Source organism: Chryseobacterium sp. Mn2064, assembly GCF_049319685.1.
Taxonomy (GTDB): domain Bacteria; phylum Bacteroidota; class Bacteroidia; order Flavobacteriales; family Weeksellaceae; genus Chryseobacterium.
In genome coordinates this window covers 433904-454763 of sequence record NZ_JBMOUE010000004.1, presented here as the reverse complement: position 1 = coordinate 454763, position 20860 = coordinate 433904, and the positions used below count along the sequence as shown (strand labels likewise).

Genomic DNA, 20860 nt, shown 5'->3' with positions numbered 1-20860 from the left:
TTAATTATTTATCAGCGTCTAACTTATATTTTGCAACGTCGAAACCGAAGTTAAGACCTTTTGAATGCACTAATTCTTCTAGTTCTGTCAAAGATTTTTTACCAAAATTTCTGAATTTCATCAAATCAGACTTACTGTAAGAAACCAGTTCTCCAAGAGTTTCTACTTCAGCAGCTTTAAGACAGTTAAGGGCTCTTACAGAAAGATCCATATCTGCTAATTTAGACTTAAGTAGTTGTCTTGTATGAAGAGTTTCCTCATCATATTGGATAGATGCTTTTACAGCTTCAGTTTCCAGCGTGATTCTCTCATCAGAGAATAGCATGAAGTGATAAATTAATATCTTCGAAGCTTCAGTTAAAGCATTCTGAGGGCTAATAGACCCGTCAGTTTCTATATCTAATACAAGTTTTTCGTAGTCTGTTTTTTGCTCTACACGATAATTTTCAATGCTGTATTGTACTTTCTTGATCGGCGTGAAAATAGAGTCGATAGCAATAGTTCCTACAGGAGCATTGTTTGACTTATTTTGTTCAGAAGGAACATACCCTCTTCCTTTTTCAATATTGAAAGTAATTTCGAAAGTTACATCACTGTTTAGGTTGCAGATCACCAAATCTGGGTTTAGCACCTCAAATCCGTTGATAGACTTACCTAAATCACCAGCAGTAATAACCGTCTGACCTGAAACTTTAGCAACAACCTGCTCGTTCGCCTGGCCTTCTGCTGCAGCTTTTAATCTTACCTGCTTAAGGTTAAGAATAATTTCGGTAACGTCTTCGATTACTCCTGGAATAGTTGAAAATTCGTGCTCTACACCTTCTATTTTGATAGATGAAATAGCGTATCCTTCCAGAGAAGAAAGCAACACTCTTCTCAAAGCATTACCGATTGTAAGCCCGAAACCTGGTTCTAAAGGTCTGAATTCAAATTGACCTTTAAATTCATCAGAGTTAAGTAAAATTACTTTATCGGGTTTTATGAATTGTAAAATTGCCATATTATTGGGTTGAGCAAAAATTTGATTAAAAAATTATTTAGAGTAAAGTTCGACGATAAGGTTCTCCTTGATGTCTTCCGGAATTTGGATTCTTTCAGGAGCAGAAATGAAGGTACCTTCTTTCTTCTCATCGTTGAATTGTAACCACTCATAGTTTGACTTAGAAGCCAATGCATTGGTAACAACTTCAAGAGACTTAGACTTTTCTCTTACGGCGATTACATCACCAGCTTTTACCAAGTAAGAAGGGATATTAAGAATCTCTCCGTTCACAGTGATGTGTCTGTGAGAAACTAATTGTCTAGCTCCAGATCTAGTTTTAGCAAAACCTAATCTGAATACTACGTTATCCAATCTTGATTCACAAAGTTGTAAAAGAACTTCCCCTGTTACTCCTTTGCTTCTGTGTGCTTTTTCAAATAGGTTAGCAAACTGTCTTTCTAAAATACCGTAAGTATATTTAGCTTTTTGTTTTTCAGCTAACTGAACTGCATATTCTGATTTTTTAGCACCTCTTCTTTTGTTAGGACCGTGTTGTCCTGGCGGTTGGTTCTTTCTTTTTTCGAAGTTCTTATCATCTCCGTAGATTGCAGCACCAAACTTTCTAGCAATCTTAGTTTTAGGTCCAATATATCTTGCCATAATGGGTAAATTCTAAAAATTAAACTCTTCTTCTTTTTGGTGGTCTACATCCGTTGTGTGGCATAGGAGTCACGTCAACGATTTCTGAAACTTCAATTCCTGAATTGTGGATAGATCTGATAGCAGATTCTCTACCTGCACCAGGACCTTTCACAAACACCTTTACTCTTCTTAAACCAGCTTCGTGAGCTACAGCAGAGCAATTTTCAGCTGCCATCTGAGCAGCAAATGGAGTATTCTTTTTAGAACCTCTGAATCCCATTTTACCGGCAGAAGCCCAAGAGATAACCTCTCCGTTTTTATTTGTTAAAGAAATGATGATGTTATTGAAAGAAGCTTGAATATGTGCTTCTCCAATAGCTTCAACTTTTACTTTTCTCTTCTTAACTACTTTAGTTTGTTTTGCCATAATTCCTAACGATTATTTACTAGCTTTTTTCTTGTTAGCAACAGTTTTTCTCTTTCCTTTTCTAGTTCTAGAGTTGTTTTTCGTTCTCTGGCCTCTTAAAGGTAATCCAAGTCTGTGACGTATTCCTCGTTGGCATCCTATGTCCATCAATCTCTTGATGTTCAATTGCACTTCAGATCTTAATTCTCCTTCAACTTTTACGTTTTCTAGAATATAAGTTCTGATTGCAGCCAATTCATCGTCATTCCATTCGTTGACTTTTTTGTCTTCGCTGATACCGGCAGCTTTAAGGATTTCAGAAGAAGTACTTCTTCCAACTCCGTAGATGTAAGTTAAACCGATAACTCCTCTTTTGTTTTTTGGTAAATCAATACCTGCAATTCTCGCCATAATTTAATTAACCTTGTCTTTGTTTAAATTTTGGGTTCTTCTTGTTGATTACGAACAGTACACCTTTTCTGCGTACGATTTTGCAATCAGCGCTTCTTTTTTTAATTGATGCTCTTACTTTCATTTTGATAGTATTTATTTTTTAACAAGAGCCAAATGGAGATCCGAGGATTCCATTTGGCGTTTGTTTAATATCTAAATGTGATTCTCCCTTTTGATAAATCATAAGGAGACATTTCTAGTTTTACCTTATCACCAGGTAAAAGTTTAATATAATGCATTCTCATTTTACCAGAAATATGAGCGATAAGAATATGCCCATTTTCTAGTTCTACACGGAACTGAGCGTTCGAAAGTGCTTCCGTTATAACGCCGTCTTGTTCAATATGTTTTTGTTTTGCCATAAATTAATATCCAGTCGTTCTTGATAATTTAGACTGCATTAAGCCATCATAATGATGGTTCAGCAGATATGTATTAATCTGTTGAACTGTATCTAAAATTACGCCCACCATAATTAATAGTGACGTTCCCCCGAAAAATAGGGCAAACGCATCTGTCTGAACAAAGGTTCCATGCACAATTGCCGGAAGGATTGCAAAGATAGACAAAAATATTGCACCTGGCAAGGTAATTTTTGATAAAATATCATCTAAATAATCAGCGGTCTCTTTTCCTGGTCTTACTTTCGGTACTAAACCTCCATTTCTCTTCAAATCATCAGCCATTTGGTTTACCGGAATTGTAATTGCAGTATAGAAAAACGAGAAGATAATAATTAACAGCGCAAACAATACGTTGTACTGCCAGCTAAAAACATTCTTGAAACCTGCAAGAAAAGTATTAGACTCATCGAATTTTGTTAATAGTCCTGGTACGAACATCAATGCCTGAGCAAAGATAATCGGCATTACACCAGCAGCATTTACTTTCAATGGAATCCATTGTCTTGCTCCCTGCATAAGATTTCTGTTTACACCTCCTCTTGCTTGAGCTCTGCTTACATACTGAATTGGAATTTTTCTAACAGCAACTGATAGAATCACTGCTAAAAGAACTACCACCATCCAGAATAATACTTCAATAAGGATCATAATAGATCCCATTCCTCCTTTTCCGTTCTGCACGGCCATTTCCTGAACGAATGCTTCTGGTAATCTTGAAAGGATCCCCACCATAATAAGGATAGAGATACCGTTTCCGATACCTTTGTCGGTGATTTTTTCACCCAACCACATTGCGAATACTGAACCACCTACCAAGATTACAATACTTGGCAACCAGAACATGATAGAATTTGGCTCTACAAAATATGCAGATTGGAACTGAGCATACGGTAAGAATAATTGAGTAATAGAAGTTAAGTAAGAAGGAGCCTGTACCAGACAAACCCCGATCGTTAACCATCTTGTAATTTGGTTCAATGTATTTCTACCTGACTCTCCATCTTTCTGAAGCTTCTGAAGATAAGGAATAGCCATTCCCATCAACTGAACAATAATAGAAGCAGAAATATAAGGCATGATTCCCAACGCCATTACAGAAGCGTGGCTGAAAGCCCCCCCCGTAAACGACGAAAGCAAGCCAAGGAGACCTGCTCCTTGCTTGTTACCGCCTTGATTTTTATAATGCTCTAAGAGATCTCCCACCTCTGCAAGGTTAATTGCGGGAAGTGAGATATAAGATGCGAATCTATACACAAGGATAATACCTAAAGTGAAGAGAATTTTATCTCTAAGTTCTTTAAGACTCCAAATATTTTTAAGTGTTTGTATAAATTCTTTCATTAGTAAGTATTATAAGGTAATTGCTTTTCCACCTGCCTTAGCAATAAGCTCTTCAGCAGATTTAGTGAATTTGTCAGCAGAGATTGAAACCGCAGATTTCAATTCTCCTCTACCCATAATTTTCACTAATTCGTTTTTAGAAACTATCCCGTTTGCTACTAAAACTTCTTTCGTGATTTCTCCAGTGATGGATTTGTTCTCGATTAACGTTTGAATAGTATCAAGGTTAACTCCTCTAAACTCTTTTCTGTTTACGTTTTTGAATCCGAATTTCGGTAATCTTCTTTGTAAAGGCATCTGTCCACCTTCGAAACCGATTTTCTGAGAATAACCAGCTCTAGCTTTCTGACCTTTGTGTCCTTTTGTTGAAGTACCTCCTTTTCCACTACCTTGACCTCTACCAATTCTCTTTGAGTTGAAAGTAGATCCTGCAGCAGGTTGTATGTTATTTAAATTCATTTTAATTTCTCTTTTATAAAATTATTTTTGAACTTCAAGTAAGTGGCTTACTGCAGCGATCATTCCTAAGATAGAAGGAGTTGCTTCGTGTTCTACAACTTGGTGAAGTTTTTTTAATCCTAATGCTTCAAGCGTTCTCTTTTGGGTTTTTGTTCTACCAATAGCGCTTCTTACTTGCTTTACTTTAATTGTTGCCATTGTTTTAATTATTAACCGTTAAACACTTTACTTAGAGAAACACCTCTCATTCTAGCGATTTCTTCAGGTCTTCTGATATCCAATAACGCTTTGAAAGTAGCTTTCACCACGTTGTGAGGGTTAGAAGATCCTTTAGATTTTGAAAGGATATCGTGAATACCAGCTGATTCCAATACTGCTCTTACCGCACCACCGGCGATAAGTCCTGTACCGTGAGAAGCAGGTCTTAAGAAGATATCTGCACCTCCGTATCTAGCAGAAGTTTGGTGAGGAATAGTGTGGTTCATTACCGGAACTTTAACAAGGTTTTTCTTAGCGTCTTCAACTGCTTTAGCAATTGCAGAAGCAACCTCTTTAGATTTTCCTAAACCAAAACCGATAACACCTTCTTCGTTTCCTACTACAACAATAGCAGAAAATCCGAAAGCTCTACCTCCTTTAGTTACTTTTGTTACTCTGTTAACAGCTACGAGACGATCTTTTAATTCTAATCCTCCCGGTTTTACTCTTTCTATATTATCTAGTCCTAACATATTTTCCGAAATTTAATGATTAGAATTTAAGTCCACCTTCTCTCGCACCATCAGCTAGAGCTTTCACTCTACCGTGGTAAACGAAACCGTTTCTGTCAAATACAATACTTTCAATTCCTGCAGCGATAGCTTTAGCAGCGATAGCTTTACCAACAGCAGCAGAAACTTCAGTCTTAGTACCTTTAGCGTCTACACCTTTCTCTCTAGAAGAAGCTGATGCTAAAGTTTTACCATTTTTATCGTCGATTAACTGAGCGTAAATTTCCTTATTACTTTTGTATACAGATAATCTTGGCAATTCAGAAGATCCAGAGATTTTCCCTCTTACTCTTCTTTTGATTCTTATTCTTTTTTCTAATTTACTTAATGCCATAATACTTATAATTTATTAAGCAGATTTACCAGCTTTACGTCTAACAATTTCTCCTACGAATTTCACACCTTTTCCTTTGTATGGCTCAGGCTTTCTGAAAGAACGGATCTTTGCAGTAACCATTCCTAGAAGTTGCTTGTCGTGAGACGTTAAAGTAATAATTGGGTTTTTACCTTTTTCAGTCAATGTATCAACTTTTACTTCGTTTGGAAGTTCTAATACGATACCGTGAGAGAATCCTAAAGCTAACTCAAGTTTTTGACCTGCGTGAGAAGCTCTGTATCCTACCCCTACTAGTTCTAGTTTCTTTTCGAAACCTTCGTTTACTCCTACGATCATGTTAGCGATTAACGCTCTGTATAAACCGTGAAGTGCTTTGTGTTGTTTAGAATCAGATGGTCTGTTTACGTTAAGTTCACCATCTTTTTGTTCTAAAGTAATTCCTGCTGTAAGCTCCTGAGAAAGTTCTCCTTTTGCTCCTTTTACAGTTACTACACCGTTATTTTCAGTGATTGTAACTCCAGCTGGAATTGTTATAATTGCTTTACCAATTCTTGACATTTTCCTCTGATTAAAAATTAATAAACATAGCAGATTACTTCACCGCCTACTTTCTCTTCTCTAGCTTTCTTGTCAGTCATTACTCCTTTAGAAGTAGAGATGATAGAAATACCCAAACCGTTTAGTACTCTTGGAAGTTCAGTAGAACCTTTGTACTGTCTCAAACCTGGTCTAGAAGCTCTTTGGATAGACTTGATAGCTGGTTTGTTGGTTTGCTTATCGTACTTTAAAGCGATTTTGATCACTCCTTGAACAGCGTTATCTTCAAACTTGAAGTTTAAGATATACCCTTGATCAAATAGGATCTTAGTAATCTCCTTTTTGATTTTCGATGCAGGAATTTCCACCACTTTGTGGCCTGCGCTTTGTGCGTTCCTTACTCTTGTTAGGAAATCTGAAATTGGATCTGTTACCATTTTTCTTTTATAAATATTATTGGTTAAAGAACAATCAGTATTGAAAAGACTTGAAGAGAACAATATCAGACGTCAGAAATCTTCGGTCTGATATTATTATTCTTTAGTATCTCGACAACTTAATTGTCCCGATTTTTAATTAGTAATTATTACCAACTAGCTTTTCTTACACCTGGGATAAGACCGTTGTTAGCCATTTCTCTGAATGTTACTCTGGAAATACCAAACGTTCTCATGTATCCTCTTGGTCTACCTGTTAGTTTACATCTGTTGTGTAATCTTACAGGAGAAGCATTTTTAGGCAATTTTTGAAGTCCTTCGTAATCACCAGCTTCTTTAAGAGCTTGTCTTTTAGCAGCGTATTTAGCAACTAGTGCTTCTCTTTTGCGCTCACGCGCTTTCATTGATTCTTTAGCCATTTCTTAGTTCTTTTTAAATGGTAAACCGAAGTGAGTTAATAATGCTTTAGCTTCTTTATCTGTTTTCGCAGTAGTAACGAAAGTGATGTCCATCCCTTGGATTTTTTTCACTTTGTCGATTACGATTTCAGGGAAGATAATTTGCTCAGTAATACCTAAGTTGTAGTTACCTCTACCATCGAAACCATCTGCTTTGATACCAGAGAAATCTCTAATACGTGGTAAAGCAGAAGAAGTAAGTCTGTCTAAGAACTCATACATTTTGTGAGCTCTCAAAGTTACTTTTGCACCTACAGGCATACCTTTTCTAAGTTTGAATGCAGCTTCGTCTTTCTTAGAGATCGTACCTACTGCTTTCTGACCTGTGATGTTTGTCAATTCTTCTACAGCATAATCAATGATTTTCTTATCTGCAGTAGCATCTCCTAAACCTTGTGATACAACGATTTTCTCTAATCTAGGTACTTGCATGATTGACTTGTACCCGAATTCTTCCATCATTGCAGGAACAATTGTCTCTTTATATGCTTTTTTGGGTCTTGCTATAAATTCCATGTTAATTCAAATTATAAAGTTTCACCCGTTTTTTTGTTAATTCTTACTTTCTTATCTCCTTCGATTTTGTAACCGATTTTGATAGCTTTTCCGTCTTTACCAACTAAAGCTACGTTTGAGATATGAATAGAAGCTTCTCTTTCAACGATTCCTCCTTGAGGGTTTGAAGCTGAAGGCTTAACGTGCTTTTTGATGATGTTAAGTCCTGCAACAATTACTCTAGGGTCTCTTCCTTCTTTCTTGATCACTTCAATAACTTCACCAGTCTTACCTTTGATATCTTTCTTACCAGTAGTAATGATTACGTTATCTCCTCTTTTTATTTTTAACTTTGACATTTCTTTAAAAAATTTTAAAAATTAAAGTACTTCAGGAGCTAATGAAATGATTTTCATATATTCTTTGTCTCTCAACTCACGAGCAACCGGTCCGAAAACACGTGTTCCTCTCATTTCTCCCGCTGCGTTTAGTAATACACAAGCATTGTCGTCGAATTTGATGTATGAACCATCTTTTCTTCTTACTGCTTTTTTAGTTCTTACTACTACAGCTTTAGATACCTGACCTTTTTTAGCGTTTCCTGATGGTGTAGAATCCTTGATAGTAACAACGATTTTATCACCAACTGAAGCATATCTTCTTCTGGTTCCTCCCAGAACTCTAATAACTAGTACTTCTTTAGCACCTGTGTTATCAGCAACTTTTAATCTTGATTCTGTTTGTAACATTATTACTTAGCTTTTTCAATGATTCTTACTAATCTCCATCTCTTGCTCTTGCTCAAAGGTCTAGTTTCTTGGATAAGAACTGTATCGCCTTCTGTGCATTCGTTGTTCTCGTCGTGTGCAGTATATTTTTTCGTTTTTAGAACGAATTTACCGTACATCGGGTGCTTTACTCTTGTAGTTTCACTAACAACAATAGTTTTTTCCATTTTATTGCTGGAAACCACTCCGATTCTTTCTTTTCTTAAATTTCTATCCATTGTAAAATGAAATTATTGTTTGTTAGTTAACTCAGTATTTAGTCTTGCGATTGTTTTTCTCAAATCTCTGATTTGAATCGGGTTTTCAACTGGGCTGATTGCATGAGCCAATTTCAATTTAGAATATTGAGCTTTTGCTTCAGTTAATTGAGCTTGAATATCACCCGCGCTTAAATTTTTAATATCAGCTTTTTTCATTGTATTCAAAGATTATAGAGGTTTAACAAAATCGTTAGCAACTACAAATTTAGTAACTACCGGTAATTTCTGTGCAGCAAGTCTTAAAGCTTCCTTAGCGATTTCGTAAGGTACACCTCCGATTTCGAACATAATTTTACCTGGTTTTACTACAGCTACCCAATATTCAACAGCACCTTTACCTTTACCCATACGTACTTCCGCTGGTTTCTTTGTAATTGGCTTGTCTGGGAAGATTTTGATCCATAGTTGACCTTCTCTCTTCATATATCTTGTCGCAGCGATACGAGCTGCTTCAATCTGTCTTGCAGTGATCCAAGCTCCTTCCGTTGCTTTGATCCCAAAAGTTCCGTAAGCAAGTTGACTACCTCTTTGGGCATTCCCCTTCATCTTCATCTTGTGAACTCTACGGAATTTGGTTCTTTTTGGTTGTAACATAATTTCTAAATTTTAGATTTTAGATTTTAGATTTTAGATTTTTTTTAATTTTAAAAAAGTAACGGTAATTTAAAATTCAAAATTTCTAATCTAAAATTTTAATTATTATTGTTATTGTTGTTGTTTTTTCTAGGTCTTCTGTTGTCTCTGTCTCCTCCTCTGTTTCCTCTGTCTGACTGACCTCCTTTTTTCTGTTGTCCCACTAGTGGAGAAAGTTCTCTTTTACCGTAAACTTCACCTTTCATGATCCAAACTTTAACTCCTAATCTACCGTAAGTAGTGTGAGCTTCTGCCCAGTGGTAATCAATATCAGCTCTGAAAGTTGACAATGGAATTCTTCCTTCTTTGAAAGATTCTGATCTTGCCATTTCAGCTCCGTTCAATCTACCAGAGATTTGAACTTTGATACCTTCAGCACCCATTCTCATAGTACTTGCCATTGCCATTTTAACAGCTCTTCTGTAAGAAATTCTGTTTTCAATTTGCTTAGAAATACTATCAGCAACTAGTACAGCATCTAATTCAGGTCTTTTGATTTCGAAGATGTTGATTTGAATATCCTTACCTGTAAGTTTCTTCAATTCTTCTTTCAATTTATCAACTTCCTGACCTCCTTTACCGATGATAAGTCCCGGTCTAGCAGTAGTGATTGTAACTGTTACTAATTTAAGTGTTCTTTCAATATAAATTTTGGAAATACCACCTTTAGATAATCTAGCCTCAAGGTATCTTCTGATTTTGTAGTCTTCAGCGATTCTGTCTCCATAATCGTTTCCACCAAACCAGTTAGAATCCCATCCTCTGATGATACCTAATCTATTACCAATTGGATTTGTCTTCTGTCCCATACCTTGATTAATTTTCTTTATTACCTAAGATTAATGTAACGTGGTTAGATCTTTTTCTGATTCTATACCCTCTACCTTGTGGAGCTGGTCTTAGTCTCTTCAATTGTCTTGCGCTATCCACGAAGATTTCTTTAACGATAAGGTTTGCTTCTTCAATATCTGCACCTTCGTTTTTAGTCTGCCAGTTTGCCATAGCAGAAAGAAGTAATTTCTCTAATTTGTTAGAGGCTTCTTTTTTAGAATATTTTAGGATATAAAGAGCTTTATCTACCTGCTCTCCTCTAATGATATCAGCAACTAATCTCATTTTTCTTGGAGATGATGGGCAGTCATTTAATGAAGCTTTTACAACGTCTTTGTTAGCTTCTTTTCTTGCGATTGAACTATCTTGTTTTCTTGATCCCATGATTATCTGCTTCCTTTGTTTTTGTTACCACCATGACCTCTGAAAGATCTTGTTGGAGAAAATTCGCCTAACTTGTGACCAACCATGTTTTCTGTAACATATACAGGGATAAAAGATTTCCCGTTGTGTACAGCAATAGTTTGTCCTACGAAGTCCGGAGAGATCATAGATGCTCTAGACCAAGTTTTGATAACTGTCTTCTTACCAGACTCTATATTTGCCTGAACCTTCTTATCTAAAGTATGATGAATGAACGGTCCTTTCTTAAGTGATCTTGCCATAATTATTTTCTTTTAGATACGATGTAACGGTTAGACACTTTGTTTTTCTTTCTAGTTTTGTAACCTTTAGCTGGTTTACCGTTTCTAGATCTTGGGTGACCTCCAGAAGAACGCCCTTCACCACCACCCATTGGGTGATCTACTGGGTTCATTACAACCGCTCTTGTTCTTGGTCTTCTACCTAACCATCTGCTTCTACCAGCCTTACCTGATACAGTTAATTGGTGATCTGAGTTAGAAACAGATCCAATCATTGCCATACATTCAGTAAGGATCATTCTAGATTCTCCTGAAGGTAACTTGATGATTGCATATTTTCCATCTCTAGAAGTTAATTGAGCTGAAGAACCAGCACTTCTTGCTAAAATTGCACCTTGACCAGGCTTCATTTCAACACAAGAAATAACAGTACCTAAAGGAATGTTTTTCAACTTCATTGCGTTTCCTACATTTGGCTCTACGCTTTCACCAGAAATTACTTTCTGATCAACTTTGATACCGTTTGGAGCGATGATGTATCTCTTCTCTCCATCTGCGTACTCTAATAAAGCGATAAATGCAGTTCTGTTTGGATCGTATTCTACAGATTTTACAGTTGCTTCAACGTTTGCTTTGTTTCTTTTGAAGTCAATAATTCTGTATTTCTTTTTGTGTCCACCTCCGGTGTAACGCATGGTCATTTTACCTGTTTGGTTACGTCCACCTGACTTTTTAATACCAACTGTTAGAGATTTCTCTGGTTTGTTGGTAGTAATTTCCTCAAAATTGTTTACAATTCTGAATCTCTGTCCCGGGGTGATAGGTTTTAATTTTCTAACAGACATTACTATTATTTATAATTAATAATTAATTTACAGCAAAAATATCGATAACCTCACCTTCAGCAAGTTTGATTACCGCTTTTTTCAATTTGTTTGTCTTTCCTACTTGAAGACCTTTTTTAGTGTACTTTGAAGAAACCTTCGGAGCATAAATCATTGTGTTAACGTCTGCTACTTTTACACCGTAAGCTGCTTCAACAGCTTTTTTAATCTGGATTTTATTCGCCTTAGGATCAACTAAGAAAGAATAAGAACCTCTTAAATCTGTAAGGTAATTAGCCTTTTCTGAAATAACTGGTTTAATAATAATAGACATGACTTATTTCTTTAAATTTTCCTGGAATTTTTCAACTGCACCTTCTAAGAAAATAATCTCACCTGCGTTTACTAAGTCGTAAGAACTGATTTCGTTAAAGTTCATTACTTTAGTCTTAGGTAAGTTTCTTGAAGATAAATACACATTCTTGTTAGCTTCAGGAAGAACGAATAAAGATTTTTTACCGTTAAGTTCCAATGCATTCAATACATTGATGAAATCTTTAGTCTTAGGAGCAGCAAAGCTCAAATCTTCTAAAACTTTAATGCTGTTGTCTCTCATTTTCTGAGATAAAACAGATTTCTTAGCTAATCTCTTAAGAGCTTTGTTCAATTTGAATCTGTAGTCTCTTGGTTTTGGTCCGAATACTCTACCTCCACCTCTGAAAGTTGGAGATTTAATATCACCATATCTAGCAGATCCAGATCCTTTTTGCTTCTTAAGCTTTTTAGTAGAAGCAGTAATTTCGCTTCTTTCTTTTGCTTTATGAGTTCCTTGTCTTTGTGCAGCAAGGTACTGTTTAACTTCTAAGTAAACCGCGTGCTGATTTGGCTCAATTCCGAATACTGTTTCGTCTAGAGTTACTTTTCTTCCGGTCTCTTTTCCTGATGTATTTAATACTACTAGTTCCATTTTCTGATAATTACATAAGAATTTTTAGCTCCCGGAACAGCACCTTTTACCACTAAAAGATTTTGTTCTTGATCAACTTTTAACACTTGAAGGTTTTGAACAGTTACCTGCTTACCTCCCATTCTTCCAGCCATTCTCATCCCTTTGAATACTCTTGAAGGGTCAGATCCAGCACCGATAGAACCTGGAGCTCTAAGTCTGTTGTGCTGACCATGAGTTGCCTGCATTACACCTCCAAATCCGTGTCTTTTAACAACACCCTGGAAGCCTTTACCTTTTGAAGTTCCTGTTACGTCAACATATTCACCTTCGATGAATAGATCAACTTTTACTTCTTCTCCTACTTTAGCTTCTGAGAACCCATCGTGGAATTCTACTAATTTAGCTTTAGGAGCAGAACCAGCCTTTTTAAAATGGCCAGCTAACGCTTTACCAACGTTCTTCTCACTCTTGTCATCGAAACCTAACTGCACAGCTACATAGCCATCGTTTTCTAAGGTTCTGACCTGTAAAATCGAGCACGGACCAGCTTGGATAACTGTACAAGGAATGTTTTTTCCTTCTTCGTTAAACAAAGACGTCATACCGATTTTTTTACCAATAATACCTGACATTGTTTATATTATAATAAAATTTATCCTTTATTTTCCCCATTTTTCGGAAGTCTGAAGTAATTTCTAATTCTGATATAGGCATACTACGCTCCTAAAATGAGTGTGCAAATTTATGAATATTTTTATAACTGACAAATATTTCAGCTAAAATATTTTGATTTTTAATCAATTAGATGATTTTGAAAAAATTCCAAACCAATTTCCCAAAGATTTATTTTGTTTTTTAAAAAGAAATTAAGATGAAGGACTTATTTCGTGATTACATTCACCCCGATCTCCTCAAGCCCTACTCTATCTTCCGCAGAAATACCCTCGTCTGTTATCAGATAATCTACCTGATCCAATAAAGCAATCTTACCGAAACCTTTCTTGTTCAGCTTGGAAGAATCAGCAAGAATTACCGTTTTATCTGCACAATCCATCATCACCTGGTTAAGATGTGCTTCAGCAGCGTTAGAAGTACTGATCCCAAATTCAAGATCAATACCATCTACTCCCAGGAATGCTTTATTACAGGAAAACTGTTTAAGAATCTCTTCAGAAATAGACCCTACAATAGAAGTGGAGCTTTTTCTCACTTCACCACCTAACTGAATAATATTAATATTAGGATTACTGCAAAGTTCAATAGCTACTCTTAAGGAAGAAGTCAACACGGTAAGCGGGCCAAAATTCACCAGCATTCTGGCAAGATAATGCATCGTTGTACCGGAAGCTAATATAATACAGTCGTTCTCACGAATTAACTGAAGAGCTGCTTTCGCAATCCCCTGTTTAGCTTCTACATTAATATTTTCTTTTTCTCCAACATTTTTTTCATAAGCATATCTTACCTGCTTACTTGCTCCTCCATGATTTCTGAAAAGAAGCCCCAGACTTTCGAGATAGTTCAAATCCTTTCGGATCGTAACTGAAGAAACATTCAACTTTTCGCACAGATCCTGAACAAGCACATGTCCCTTTTCATCAAGCTCTTTCAGTATTTCATCATGTCTTGGTATCAGTTTTTCCATTTTATTCGTTTCCTCAAAATTACCGCTTTTTTTCCAGATGTTAAAATTTCATTTATTTTCTTTTTACTTTCATTTTTAATTATTACATTTGAAAACGAAACATAAACGAAACATTTATGAAACGAAACGAAGAACTCAGTAAATTAACCAATGTAAAAGAATGGGACTTTATTGTCATAGGAGGAGGAGCCAGTGGTTTAGGTTCGGCACTAGACGCAGTAAGCAGAGGATTCAAAACTTTACTTCTTGAATCTCATGACTTTGCGAAAGCAACATCCAGCAGAAGTACCAAATTGGTACATGGTGGAGTAAGATATCTTGCACAGGGAGATGTAGGATTGGTGAAAGAAGCATTAAAAGAAAGAGGCCTTCTGGCAAAAAATGCAGCACATATTGTAAAAAATCAGTCTTTCATTATTCCAAATTATACCTGGTGGGGAGGAATCTATTACAAAATAGGTTTATCTATTTATGATTTTCTGGCAGGTAAATTGAGTTTGGGTAAAACAAAATACATCAGCAAATCAAAAACTGTTGAGAAGCTTCCTACTATTGAACAGAAAGGCTTAGCAAGTGGTGTTGTTTATCAAGATGGACAATTTGATGATTCCCGACTGGCCATCAACCTTACACAAACAATTATTGAAAAAGGGGGAACTGCTGTTAATTATGTAAAAGTAATCAACCTAATCAAGGACAACTCCGACAAAGTAATAGGGGTAGTTGCAGAAGATCAGTTCTCGAAACAGCAATATAAGATTCACGCTAAAGTGGTCATCAACGCGACAGGCGTATTTACCAATGACATCCTCAATATGAATAACCCAAAACATGGTAAATTTGTTGTACCAAGCCAGGGAATTCACTTAGTACTGGATAAATCCTTTCTGAAAAGCGACGATGCCATCATGATTCCGAAAACCTCGGATGGCAGAGTCCTCTTTGTTGTTCCATGGCACGACCGTGCGTTGGTAGGAACTACAGATACTCTTTTAAAGGATGAAAGTTTCGAACCTCGTGCTTTAGAAGAAGAGATAAACTTTGTTTTAAATACGGCAAGACAATATTTAGCCAAAAAACCAACCCGCGAAGATGTAAAATCAGTTTTTGCAGGACTACGACCACTTGCAGCACCAAAAGACGGTGGTAAAAGCACCAAAGAAGTTTCCCGAAGTCATAAAGTGATCACCTCAGAAACAGGACTGGTTTCCATCATCGGAGGAAAATGGACCACTTATCGTAAAATGGCAGAAGATACAGTAGACGAAGCCATCAAAGTTCACAGATTGGGAAATACACCTTCCAAAACAGAACACCTTTCTATTCACGGAAATGTAAAACCCGAACAGGTAGACAGAACCAATCATCTGTACGTTTATGGGGCAGACATTCCCGCTATAAAAGCTTTACAGCAAAGCAATCCCCGTTATGCTCAGAAAATCCATCCGGATCACGACTTTACTGTAGCCGAAATAGTTTGGGCAGTAAGAAATGAAATGGCAGAAACCATTGAAGACATCTTAGCAAGAAGAGTACGTCTTTTATTCTTAGACGCAAGAGCAGCAATAGACAGTGCCCATAACGTAGCAAGAATTATTGCCGAAGAAAAAGGATATACTGAAGAATGGGCACAACAACAGGAAAATGAATTTATCGATTTAGCAAAAGGATATCTATTGACACCTTATTCACCTAAAGTAATCAACCTAAATTAGTCGTTTTTTATTATGAATGAAAAGTTAATCCTCGCTTTAGACCAGGGAACTACTTCCTCCAGAGCGATTCTATTCAACCACAGCGGAGAAATAAAATATGTATCTCAGAAAGACTTCAGACAGATATTCCCTACCCCGGGTTGGGTAGAACATGATCCGAACGAAATCTGGTCTTCACAAATCTCCGTAGCCGCAGAAATTATAGCCAAAGCAGGGATCTCCGGGTTGGAAGTTGCTGCCATTGGGATTACCAACCAACGTGAAACTACCATTGTATGGGACAAAGAAACCGGCGAACCCATTTACAACGCCATTGTATGGCAGGACCGAAGAACCTCTAAATACTGCGATGAACTTAAAGAACAAGGCCACGCTGAAATCATTCAGCAAAAAACAGGACTTGTACTTGACGCTTATTTCTCTGCAACCAAACTAAAATGGATTCTTGATACCGTGGAAGGTGCAAGAGAAAGAGCAGAAGCAGGAGAACTTTGTTTCGGAACTGTAGACACATGGCTTGTATGGAAACTTACCAGAGGTAAAATGTTTATTACCGATGTATCCAATGCCAGCAGAACAATGCTGTTAAACATTCATACCTTGGAGTGGGATCAGGATTTATTAGACTTATTCAATATTCCTAAAGCCATTCTTCCGGAAGTAAAACAAAGCAGTGAAATTTACGGTGAAACAGCCACCACTCTATTCTCCACAAAAATTCCAATTGCAGGAATCGCAGGAGACCAACAGGCTGCATTATTTGGTCAGATGTGCACCACACCGGGAATGGTAAAAAATACATATGGAACAGGATGTTTCTTGTTGATGAATACAGGAAAAGAAGCCGTTTCTTCCAAAAATAACCTTCTTACAACAGTAGCCTGGAAAATCAACGGGGAAGTTAATTATGCTTTAGAAGGAAGTGTATTCGTTGGAGGAGCAGCCATTCAATGGTTAAGAGACGGATTGAAACTTATTCATTCTTCCGATGAAGTCAATAAACTTGCGGCTTCCGTAAAAGATAATGGAGGTGTTTATTTCGTACCTGCTCTTACAGGTCTTGGAGCTCCATACTGGGATCAGTACGCAAGAGGAACGATTGTAGGAATTACCCGTGGAACAACTGATGGACACATCGCAAGAGCAACACTGGAAGGAATCGCGTTTCAGGTCTATGATATTGTGAAAGCAATGGAAGCAGATTCAGGAAGAGAAAGTCTGGAACTGAGAGTAGACGGAGGAGCTTCTGCAAGTGATCTGCTTATGCAGATACAATCCGACTTATTTGGATTTAAAATAACACGTCCAAAAACCCTGGAAACCACAGCTCTTGGAGCCGCCTATCTGGCAGGACTTGCTGTAGGATACTGGAAAAGTATAGACGAGATACAATCTCAATGGATTGTTGACAAAGATTTCCACCCACAGTTGGACAGACAACAAGTGGATAAAATGGCTCATTTCTGGAAAAAAGCCATAAAAAGCGCTCAAAGCTGGATCGAAGATTAATTCCCTCACTTTAAAAATACATATATGACTCCATTTATTGCAGAAGTAATCGGAACGATGCTTCTTATATTGTTGGGCAACGGCGTTGTGGCCAATGTTGTCTTAAAAGGTACGAAAGGGAATAATTCCGGGTGGATTGTAATCACGACCGCCTGGGCATTAGCCGTATTTGTTGGAGTAACCATAGCAGGACCTGTAAGCGGGGCACACTTAAACCCTGCTGTTACCATAGGCCTTGCGGTTGCAGGAAAATTCTCATGGGATTTGGTTCCGTCATATATCGCCGCTCAGATGATCGGGGGAATGCTGGGAGCGTTTCTTGTATGGCTTTTCCATAAAGATCATTTTGCGATTACAGAAGATGAAGGAGCAAAACTGGCTTGTTTCAGTACAACTCCGGCTATCAGAAAAACATCTTCCAATCTCATCAGTGAAATTATAGGGACATTTGTTCTGGTATTCTGTGTTTTTTATTTCGCAGATCCGAGTATTTCTCTACACGCAGATCCCACAGCGAAAGTAGGACTTGGTTCTATAGGAGCCATTCCGGTAACCTTCGTTGTATGGGCTATAGGATTGTCATTGGGGGGAACTACAGGATATGCTATAAATCCTGCCAGAGATCTTGCCCCAAGAATTATGCACGCTATTCTTCCTATCAAAGGTAGTAGTGATTGGGGATACGCTTGGATTCCGATAGTAGGCCCTCTAACTGGAGCCATTATCGCAGCTGTTTTATATGGATTTTTAAAATAAGGCACACGATGAAAAAAATCTTAAAAGGAATATTTATTTTCGCTTTAGGCACAGGAAAATTATTCTCTCAGGAAAACGCTGAACCTAAAGAAGGCAGACTTGATTTCACTGCAAATATTCAGAACAATCACATATGGAGAGGGTTGATCATTACAGACAAACCTGTTGTCATGGGAAATCTATCCTACGCTCTGGATGCAGAAAAAAAATGGAAAGTCGGAATCTGGGGAGCATCAGCTCTTGCGGATGACAAAGACAACACCCACTACAAAGAGATCAATTATTATATCCAGTATTCTGACGGGCGTCTGTATATCGGATTATGGGATCTTTACAATTCCCGAAATATCAATACTGCTGTGGCGGCTGATGATATTTTCAGTTATTCACAAAGGAGAACAGCCCATATTATAGATCTAAGGACCAATTATACCTTCGGACCTGCTTTCCCAATTAATATTGAAGCAGACATTATGCTGTATGGAGGAGCCAATGCCGGAGAAGTTATTCTTGAACCCGACGGAAGTTATAAAAAGAACAGATATTCTACCTATGTACAGGCAAGTTATCCTGTCATCAAAGGGCAAAAAGTAAATCTTGATGCCTTTGTGGGAGCAGGGTTTGCATTGAACAACAATACCTTTCTTTATGGAAATGGTAAAAACAGTTTCGACATCGTGAATGTAGGCCTTAAAGCAGGAAAAACACTTAAGATCACCGATCATTATAGCCTTCCTGTTTATATGATGGCCATGTGGAATCCTTCCAATAAGTTTGCAAGAATTCAGCTGGCTGCTACCGTATTCTAATCTGACTTTAGCTCAATTATAAAAAGCCACTTCTTTCAGGAGTGGTTTTGTTTTATATAATATGCAATAACCGGGTTTTTACGGAGGTTGTTTTCCCGAAATATATTTACTTTTGAAAAAAAAGATTTATGAAAAAGGCTTTCAGCTTAATGATCTTGTGTATCAGTATTTTTTCTTTCGCTCAGGAAATTAAAGTTCCTTTTACAGGGCATAGAAGTTTCGATATTCTTGAAGGATACAGCGGTACAGGAACTCCTCACTATTATCTTGATGTAAAAAAAAGTGGTGATGTTCATTTCGGATATGTTCAGGTGAATCAGGCCAACGGAAAGGAAACGAAAGAAGAAATCAACGCTGGAAAATATGCTCCCAACAAAGTAATGAAAGTTGTTTTCAAAAAGATTGAAGAAACCTTTTTCGTGAAATTCGACAAAGAAAAAATTTATCTTACCGACGAAAAGGGAAATATCCAAAATCTTGAAGGCTGCTGCTCATCCAGAGAAAGTGCTGACAAAGACATCTGCAAGTGCGAAAGCGATCTCTATAAGTAGTAAAATTAGTATATATAGAGAGCCACTCCATCTGGGGTGGTTTTCTTGCTTTGGGATAACCTGCTTCAAACTATCAATTTGCTACTTTCAAAGAAAAACTACTCAAATCACAAACTTTATACATTTGTATGAATCCAATGAGAATATAATCACCGGAATTTTACGGTTTATATTCTGCTTAAATATCTTTATTTTTGAATAATTATGCCTGAACCGAATAGTGACTACAAGAGTGATTTATCCCAATGAAAAATTCTAAAATTTTATTTCTATTTCTTCTTTTCCTTATTGTGTCGTGCAACAGGAAAGAAAATCATCCTTATACGTTTTATTACTGGAAAACCCAATTAAAGCTTGACCCTGAAGAGAGGAAAGCATTAGACAAAGCAACAGTTCCTTATTTATACACAAGATTTTTTGATGTCGATAAAGAAGCAGGAAAATTTCAGCCGGTTGCCGTCATTACCAAAAATAAAAGCTTCATAACGGATAAAAAGATTGTTCCTACTGTTTTTATAACAAACAAAACTTTGCTTGGGATCTCAGGAGAAGAAATTAAATTTCTGGCTGAAAGCATTCATCATTTGGTTGAAAAAAAGTCGGAAGAGCTTCATTTAAAAATCAATAACGAAATTCAGATCGATTGCGACTGGACCGCCGGTACACGGGATGATTATTTTAAATTTTTAAAAGAACTGAAAAAAGTTTCCGGCAAAGAAATCACCTGTACTTTAAGGCTTCATCAGGTAAAGGATAAGAAACAAACAGGAATTCCTCCTGTGGAAAAAGTATACCTGATGTGCTACTCCACTTCCTCCCCTTTGGAGAAATCTGATAAAAATTCCATCCTGGATGTTTCCGTTTTAAAAAGCTATCTTTCAAAAATCGACGACTATCCTATTAAAAAAATTGAAGTGGCACTGCCAATTTATTCCTGGGGAATTATCACCAATCATTTGGAAAAGCACAAACTGATTAATGCATTATCCAAAAAAGATCTTAACCATCCGGATTTTAAAAAAATTTCAGAGAATGAAGTGGAAGTTCAGAAAGACGGATTTTACTTCGGAAGCTATTTAAGCAAAGGGTTTACCATCAAAATTGAAGAAATATCTCAAGATCAGCTTGATGATGTTCTCCGCTTTCTTGAGAAAAAAATCCCGGATTTTAATATTATTTATTATCAATTAGATAGTAAATTTGTAGGAGATCGAAAATTTTAAAC

Annotated in this window: 34 protein-coding genes; 6 read left to right on the top strand and 28 right to left on the bottom strand. The window is 36.9% G+C overall.

The window, feature by feature from the left end:
* Positions 1-4: 4 nt before the first annotated feature.
* From ACL9RH_RS17245 to ACL9RH_RS17110, 28 genes are all read right to left on the bottom strand, one after another.
* Complete coding sequence (locus ACL9RH_RS17245; protein ID WP_047376582.1) at positions 5-1000, bottom strand: DNA-directed RNA polymerase subunit alpha; 996 nt, start codon at positions 998-1000, stop codon at positions 5-7.
* A gap of 33 nt (positions 1001-1033) precedes the next feature.
* Positions 1034-1642: a 30S ribosomal protein S4 gene (rpsD, locus tag ACL9RH_RS17240; RefSeq protein ID WP_068940270.1), complete on the bottom strand. Its 609-nt coding sequence runs from the start codon at positions 1640-1642 to the stop codon at positions 1034-1036.
* 19 nt (positions 1643-1661) lie between these two features.
* A complete protein-coding gene (rpsK, locus tag ACL9RH_RS17235; RefSeq protein ID WP_034694697.1) occupies positions 1662-2051 on the bottom strand; it encodes a 30S ribosomal protein S11 in 390 nt (129 codons plus the stop codon).
* A 12-nt stretch (positions 2052-2063) separates the two neighbouring features.
* On the bottom strand, positions 2064-2441 hold the full coding sequence (gene rpsM, locus ACL9RH_RS17230) for a 30S ribosomal protein S13 (RefSeq protein ID WP_034694696.1): 378 nt from the start codon (positions 2439-2441) through the stop codon (positions 2064-2066).
* 7 nt (positions 2442-2448) lie between these two features.
* Positions 2449-2565 (bottom strand): 50S ribosomal protein L36, encoded by a 117-nt coding sequence (rpmJ, locus tag ACL9RH_RS17225; protein WP_007839480.1) that lies wholly within the window; start codon positions 2563-2565, stop codon positions 2449-2451.
* A 64-nt stretch (positions 2566-2629) separates the two neighbouring features.
* Positions 2630-2845 carry a translation initiation factor IF-1 gene (gene infA / locus ACL9RH_RS17220; RefSeq protein WP_027381317.1) on the bottom strand — a complete coding sequence of 72 codons (216 nt, stop codon included), beginning with the start codon at positions 2843-2845 and terminating at the stop codon, positions 2630-2632.
* 3 nt (positions 2846-2848) lie between these two features.
* Complete coding sequence (gene secY / locus ACL9RH_RS17215; RefSeq protein WP_422694578.1) at positions 2849-4228, bottom strand: preprotein translocase subunit SecY; 1380 nt, start codon at positions 4226-4228, stop codon at positions 2849-2851.
* Between the two features lie 9 nt (positions 4229-4237).
* Complete coding sequence (gene rplO, locus ACL9RH_RS17210; RefSeq protein ID WP_047096813.1) at positions 4238-4687, bottom strand: 50S ribosomal protein L15; 450 nt, start codon at positions 4685-4687, stop codon at positions 4238-4240.
* A 21-nt stretch (positions 4688-4708) separates the two neighbouring features.
* Positions 4709-4885: a 50S ribosomal protein L30 gene (gene rpmD / locus ACL9RH_RS17205; protein ID WP_029297759.1), complete on the bottom strand. Its 177-nt coding sequence runs from the start codon at positions 4883-4885 to the stop codon at positions 4709-4711.
* Positions 4886-4896: 11 nt separating this feature from the next.
* Positions 4897-5418: a 30S ribosomal protein S5 gene (gene rpsE / locus ACL9RH_RS17200; protein WP_167026789.1), complete on the bottom strand. Its 522-nt coding sequence runs from the start codon at positions 5416-5418 to the stop codon at positions 4897-4899.
* A 19-nt stretch (positions 5419-5437) separates the two neighbouring features.
* Positions 5438-5791 (bottom strand): 50S ribosomal protein L18, encoded by a 354-nt coding sequence (rplR, locus tag ACL9RH_RS17195; RefSeq protein ID WP_034694689.1) that lies wholly within the window; start codon positions 5789-5791, stop codon positions 5438-5440.
* 15 nt (positions 5792-5806) lie between these two features.
* The gene (gene rplF / locus ACL9RH_RS17190; RefSeq protein ID WP_422694577.1) at positions 5807-6352 is read right to left on the bottom strand and encodes a 50S ribosomal protein L6; all 546 of its coding nucleotides are present in this window, start codon (positions 6350-6352) and stop codon (positions 5807-5809) included.
* 17 nt (positions 6353-6369) lie between these two features.
* Positions 6370-6768 (bottom strand): 30S ribosomal protein S8, encoded by a 399-nt coding sequence (gene rpsH / locus ACL9RH_RS17185; protein WP_047376575.1) that lies wholly within the window; start codon positions 6766-6768, stop codon positions 6370-6372.
* A 149-nt stretch (positions 6769-6917) separates the two neighbouring features.
* Positions 6918-7187, bottom strand: coding sequence for a 30S ribosomal protein S14 (gene rpsN, locus ACL9RH_RS17180; protein WP_002983233.1), 270 nt, complete (start codon positions 7185-7187; stop codon positions 6918-6920).
* Between the two features lie 3 nt (positions 7188-7190).
* Entirely contained in the window at positions 7191-7742 is a 552-nt protein-coding gene (rplE, locus tag ACL9RH_RS17175; RefSeq protein ID WP_422694576.1) for a 50S ribosomal protein L5, read from the bottom strand.
* An 11-nt stretch (positions 7743-7753) separates the two neighbouring features.
* A complete protein-coding gene (gene rplX / locus ACL9RH_RS17170; protein WP_047096816.1) occupies positions 7754-8080 on the bottom strand; it encodes a 50S ribosomal protein L24 in 327 nt (108 codons plus the stop codon).
* A gap of 21 nt (positions 8081-8101) precedes the next feature.
* The gene (gene rplN, locus ACL9RH_RS17165; RefSeq protein ID WP_002983226.1) at positions 8102-8470 is read right to left on the bottom strand and encodes a 50S ribosomal protein L14; all 369 of its coding nucleotides are present in this window, start codon (positions 8468-8470) and stop codon (positions 8102-8104) included.
* A 2-nt stretch (positions 8471-8472) separates the two neighbouring features.
* Entirely contained in the window at positions 8473-8727 is a 255-nt protein-coding gene (gene rpsQ / locus ACL9RH_RS17160; RefSeq protein WP_027371715.1) for a 30S ribosomal protein S17, read from the bottom strand.
* Between the two features lie 12 nt (positions 8728-8739).
* On the bottom strand, positions 8740-8925 hold the full coding sequence (rpmC, locus tag ACL9RH_RS17155) for a 50S ribosomal protein L29 (protein ID WP_089793291.1): 186 nt from the start codon (positions 8923-8925) through the stop codon (positions 8740-8742).
* Between the two features lie 12 nt (positions 8926-8937).
* On the bottom strand, positions 8938-9363 hold the full coding sequence (gene rplP / locus ACL9RH_RS17150; protein ID WP_422694575.1) for a 50S ribosomal protein L16: 426 nt from the start codon (positions 9361-9363) through the stop codon (positions 8938-8940).
* Between the two features lie 98 nt (positions 9364-9461).
* Positions 9462-10211, bottom strand: a complete 750-nt coding sequence (gene rpsC / locus ACL9RH_RS17145; RefSeq protein WP_034694675.1) for a 30S ribosomal protein S3 — start codon at positions 10209-10211, stop codon at positions 9462-9464.
* A 7-nt stretch (positions 10212-10218) separates the two neighbouring features.
* Positions 10219-10617 (bottom strand): 50S ribosomal protein L22, encoded by a 399-nt coding sequence (gene rplV, locus ACL9RH_RS17140; RefSeq protein ID WP_048510874.1) that lies wholly within the window; start codon positions 10615-10617, stop codon positions 10219-10221.
* A gap of 2 nt (positions 10618-10619) precedes the next feature.
* Entirely contained in the window at positions 10620-10898 is a 279-nt protein-coding gene (gene rpsS / locus ACL9RH_RS17135) for a 30S ribosomal protein S19 (RefSeq protein ID WP_002983209.1), read from the bottom strand.
* Positions 10899-10900: 2 nt separating this feature from the next.
* Complete coding sequence (rplB, locus tag ACL9RH_RS17130; protein WP_167026798.1) at positions 10901-11722, bottom strand: 50S ribosomal protein L2; 822 nt, start codon at positions 11720-11722, stop codon at positions 10901-10903.
* A 22-nt stretch (positions 11723-11744) separates the two neighbouring features.
* Entirely contained in the window at positions 11745-12035 is a 291-nt protein-coding gene (gene rplW / locus ACL9RH_RS17125; protein WP_047376571.1) for a 50S ribosomal protein L23, read from the bottom strand.
* Between the two features lie 3 nt (positions 12036-12038).
* Complete coding sequence (gene rplD, locus ACL9RH_RS17120) at positions 12039-12668, bottom strand: 50S ribosomal protein L4 (protein ID WP_422694574.1); 630 nt, start codon at positions 12666-12668, stop codon at positions 12039-12041.
* A complete protein-coding gene (rplC, locus tag ACL9RH_RS17115; RefSeq protein ID WP_422694573.1) occupies positions 12659-13282 on the bottom strand; it encodes a 50S ribosomal protein L3 in 624 nt (207 codons plus the stop codon). The genes rplD and rplC overlap by 10 nt, the downstream gene beginning before the upstream one ends.
* Before the next feature lie 248 nt (positions 13283-13530).
* A complete protein-coding gene (locus ACL9RH_RS17110; protein WP_422694572.1) occupies positions 13531-14295 on the bottom strand; it encodes a DeoR/GlpR family DNA-binding transcription regulator in 765 nt (254 codons plus the stop codon).
* Between the two features lie 116 nt (positions 14296-14411).
* On the opposite strand from ACL9RH_RS17110, the gene ACL9RH_RS17105 reads away from it, so the two are divergent.
* From ACL9RH_RS17105 to ACL9RH_RS17080, 6 genes are all read left to right on the top strand, one after another.
* The gene (locus ACL9RH_RS17105; RefSeq protein WP_422694571.1) at positions 14412-16010 is read left to right on the top strand and encodes a glycerol-3-phosphate dehydrogenase/oxidase; all 1599 of its coding nucleotides are present in this window, start codon (positions 14412-14414) and stop codon (positions 16008-16010) included.
* Between the two features lie 12 nt (positions 16011-16022).
* On the top strand, positions 16023-17519 hold the full coding sequence (gene glpK / locus ACL9RH_RS17100; RefSeq protein ID WP_422694570.1) for a glycerol kinase GlpK: 1497 nt from the start codon (positions 16023-16025) through the stop codon (positions 17517-17519).
* Between the two features lie 24 nt (positions 17520-17543).
* The gene (locus ACL9RH_RS17095) at positions 17544-18275 is read left to right on the top strand and encodes an MIP/aquaporin family protein (protein ID WP_422694569.1); all 732 of its coding nucleotides are present in this window, start codon (positions 17544-17546) and stop codon (positions 18273-18275) included.
* Between the two features lie 8 nt (positions 18276-18283).
* Positions 18284-19084, top strand: coding sequence for a hypothetical protein (locus ACL9RH_RS17090; protein WP_422694568.1), 801 nt, complete (start codon positions 18284-18286; stop codon positions 19082-19084).
* A gap of 128 nt (positions 19085-19212) precedes the next feature.
* On the top strand, positions 19213-19635 hold the full coding sequence (locus tag ACL9RH_RS17085) for a hypothetical protein (RefSeq protein ID WP_422694567.1): 423 nt from the start codon (positions 19213-19215) through the stop codon (positions 19633-19635).
* A gap of 245 nt (positions 19636-19880) precedes the next feature.
* A complete protein-coding gene (locus ACL9RH_RS17080) occupies positions 19881-20858 on the top strand; it encodes a hypothetical protein (RefSeq protein ID WP_422694566.1) in 978 nt (325 codons plus the stop codon).
* The last annotated feature ends 2 nt before the right edge of the window (positions 20859-20860 follow it).

Coding starts and splice junctions, on each gene's coding strand:
- ACL9RH_RS17245 (WP_047376582.1), bottom strand. CDS start 1,000: ATGGCAATTTTACAATTCATAAAACCCGATAAAGTAATTTTACTTAAC.
- rpsD (WP_068940270.1), bottom strand. CDS start 1,642: ATGGCAAGATATATTGGACCTAAAACTAAGATTGCTAGAAAGTTTGGT.
- rpsK (WP_034694697.1), bottom strand. CDS start 2,051: ATGGCAAAACAAACTAAAGTAGTTAAGAAGAGAAAAGTAAAAGTTGAA.
- rpsM (WP_034694696.1), bottom strand. CDS start 2,441: ATGGCGAGAATTGCAGGTATTGATTTACCAAAAAACAAAAGAGGAGTT.
- rpmJ (WP_007839480.1), bottom strand. CDS start 2,565: ATGAAAGTAAGAGCATCAATTAAAAAAAGAAGCGCTGATTGCAAAATC.
- infA (WP_027381317.1), bottom strand. CDS start 2,845: ATGGCAAAACAAAAACATATTGAACAAGACGGCGTTATAACGGAAGCA.
- secY (WP_422694578.1), bottom strand. CDS start 4,228: ATGAAAGAATTTATACAAACACTTAAAAATATTTGGAGTCTTAAAGAA.
- rplO (WP_047096813.1), bottom strand. CDS start 4,687: ATGAATTTAAATAACATACAACCTGCTGCAGGATCTACTTTCAACTCA.
- rpmD (WP_029297759.1), bottom strand. CDS start 4,885: ATGGCAACAATTAAAGTAAAGCAAGTAAGAAGCGCTATTGGTAGAACA.
- rpsE (WP_167026789.1), bottom strand. CDS start 5,418: ATGTTAGGACTAGATAATATAGAAAGAGTAAAACCGGGAGGATTAGAA.
- rplR (WP_034694689.1), bottom strand. CDS start 5,791: ATGGCATTAAGTAAATTAGAAAAAAGAATAAGAATCAAAAGAAGAGTA.
- rplF (WP_422694577.1), bottom strand. CDS start 6,352: ATGTCAAGAATTGGTAAAGCAATTATAACAATTCCAGCTGGAGTTACA.
- rpsH (WP_047376575.1), bottom strand. CDS start 6,768: ATGGTAACAGATCCAATTTCAGATTTCCTAACAAGAGTAAGGAACGCA.
- rpsN (WP_002983233.1), bottom strand. CDS start 7,187: ATGGCTAAAGAATCAATGAAAGCGCGTGAGCGCAAAAGAGAAGCACTA.
- rplE (WP_422694576.1), bottom strand. CDS start 7,742: ATGGAATTTATAGCAAGACCCAAAAAAGCATATAAAGAGACAATTGTT.
- rplX (WP_047096816.1), bottom strand. CDS start 8,080: ATGTCAAAGTTAAAAATAAAAAGAGGAGATAACGTAATCATTACTACT.
- rplN (WP_002983226.1), bottom strand. CDS start 8,470: ATGTTACAAACAGAATCAAGATTAAAAGTTGCTGATAACACAGGTGCT.
- rpsQ (WP_027371715.1), bottom strand. CDS start 8,727: ATGGATAGAAATTTAAGAAAAGAAAGAATCGGAGTGGTTTCCAGCAAT.
- rpmC (WP_089793291.1), bottom strand. CDS start 8,925: ATGAAAAAAGCTGATATTAAAAATTTAAGCGCGGGTGATATTCAAGCT.
- rplP (WP_422694575.1), bottom strand. CDS start 9,363: ATGTTACAACCAAAAAGAACCAAATTCCGTAGAGTTCACAAGATGAAG.
- rpsC (WP_034694675.1), bottom strand. CDS start 10,211: ATGGGACAGAAGACAAATCCAATTGGTAATAGATTAGGTATCATCAGA.
- rplV (WP_048510874.1), bottom strand. CDS start 10,617: ATGGGATCAAGAAAACAAGATAGTTCAATCGCAAGAAAAGAAGCTAAC.
- rpsS (WP_002983209.1), bottom strand. CDS start 10,898: ATGGCAAGATCACTTAAGAAAGGACCGTTCATTCATCATACTTTAGAT.
- rplB (WP_167026798.1), bottom strand. CDS start 11,722: ATGTCTGTTAGAAAATTAAAACCTATCACCCCGGGACAGAGATTCAGA.
- rplW (WP_047376571.1), bottom strand. CDS start 12,035: ATGTCTATTATTATTAAACCAGTTATTTCAGAAAAGGCTAATTACCTT.
- rplD (WP_422694574.1), bottom strand. CDS start 12,668: ATGGAACTAGTAGTATTAAATACATCAGGAAAAGAGACCGGAAGAAAA.
- rplC (WP_422694573.1), bottom strand. CDS start 13,282: ATGTCAGGTATTATTGGTAAAAAAATCGGTATGACGTCTTTGTTTAAC.
- ACL9RH_RS17110 (WP_422694572.1), bottom strand. CDS start 14,295: ATGGAAAAACTGATACCAAGACATGATGAAATACTGAAAGAGCTTGAT.
- ACL9RH_RS17105 (WP_422694571.1), top strand. CDS start 14,412: ATGAAACGAAACGAAGAACTCAGTAAATTAACCAATGTAAAAGAATGG.
- glpK (WP_422694570.1), top strand. CDS start 16,023: ATGAATGAAAAGTTAATCCTCGCTTTAGACCAGGGAACTACTTCCTCC.
- ACL9RH_RS17095 (WP_422694569.1), top strand. CDS start 17,544: ATGACTCCATTTATTGCAGAAGTAATCGGAACGATGCTTCTTATATTG.
- ACL9RH_RS17090 (WP_422694568.1), top strand. CDS start 18,284: ATGAAAAAAATCTTAAAAGGAATATTTATTTTCGCTTTAGGCACAGGA.
- ACL9RH_RS17085 (WP_422694567.1), top strand. CDS start 19,213: ATGAAAAAGGCTTTCAGCTTAATGATCTTGTGTATCAGTATTTTTTCT.
- ACL9RH_RS17080 (WP_422694566.1), top strand. CDS start 19,881: ATGAAAAATTCTAAAATTTTATTTCTATTTCTTCTTTTCCTTATTGTG.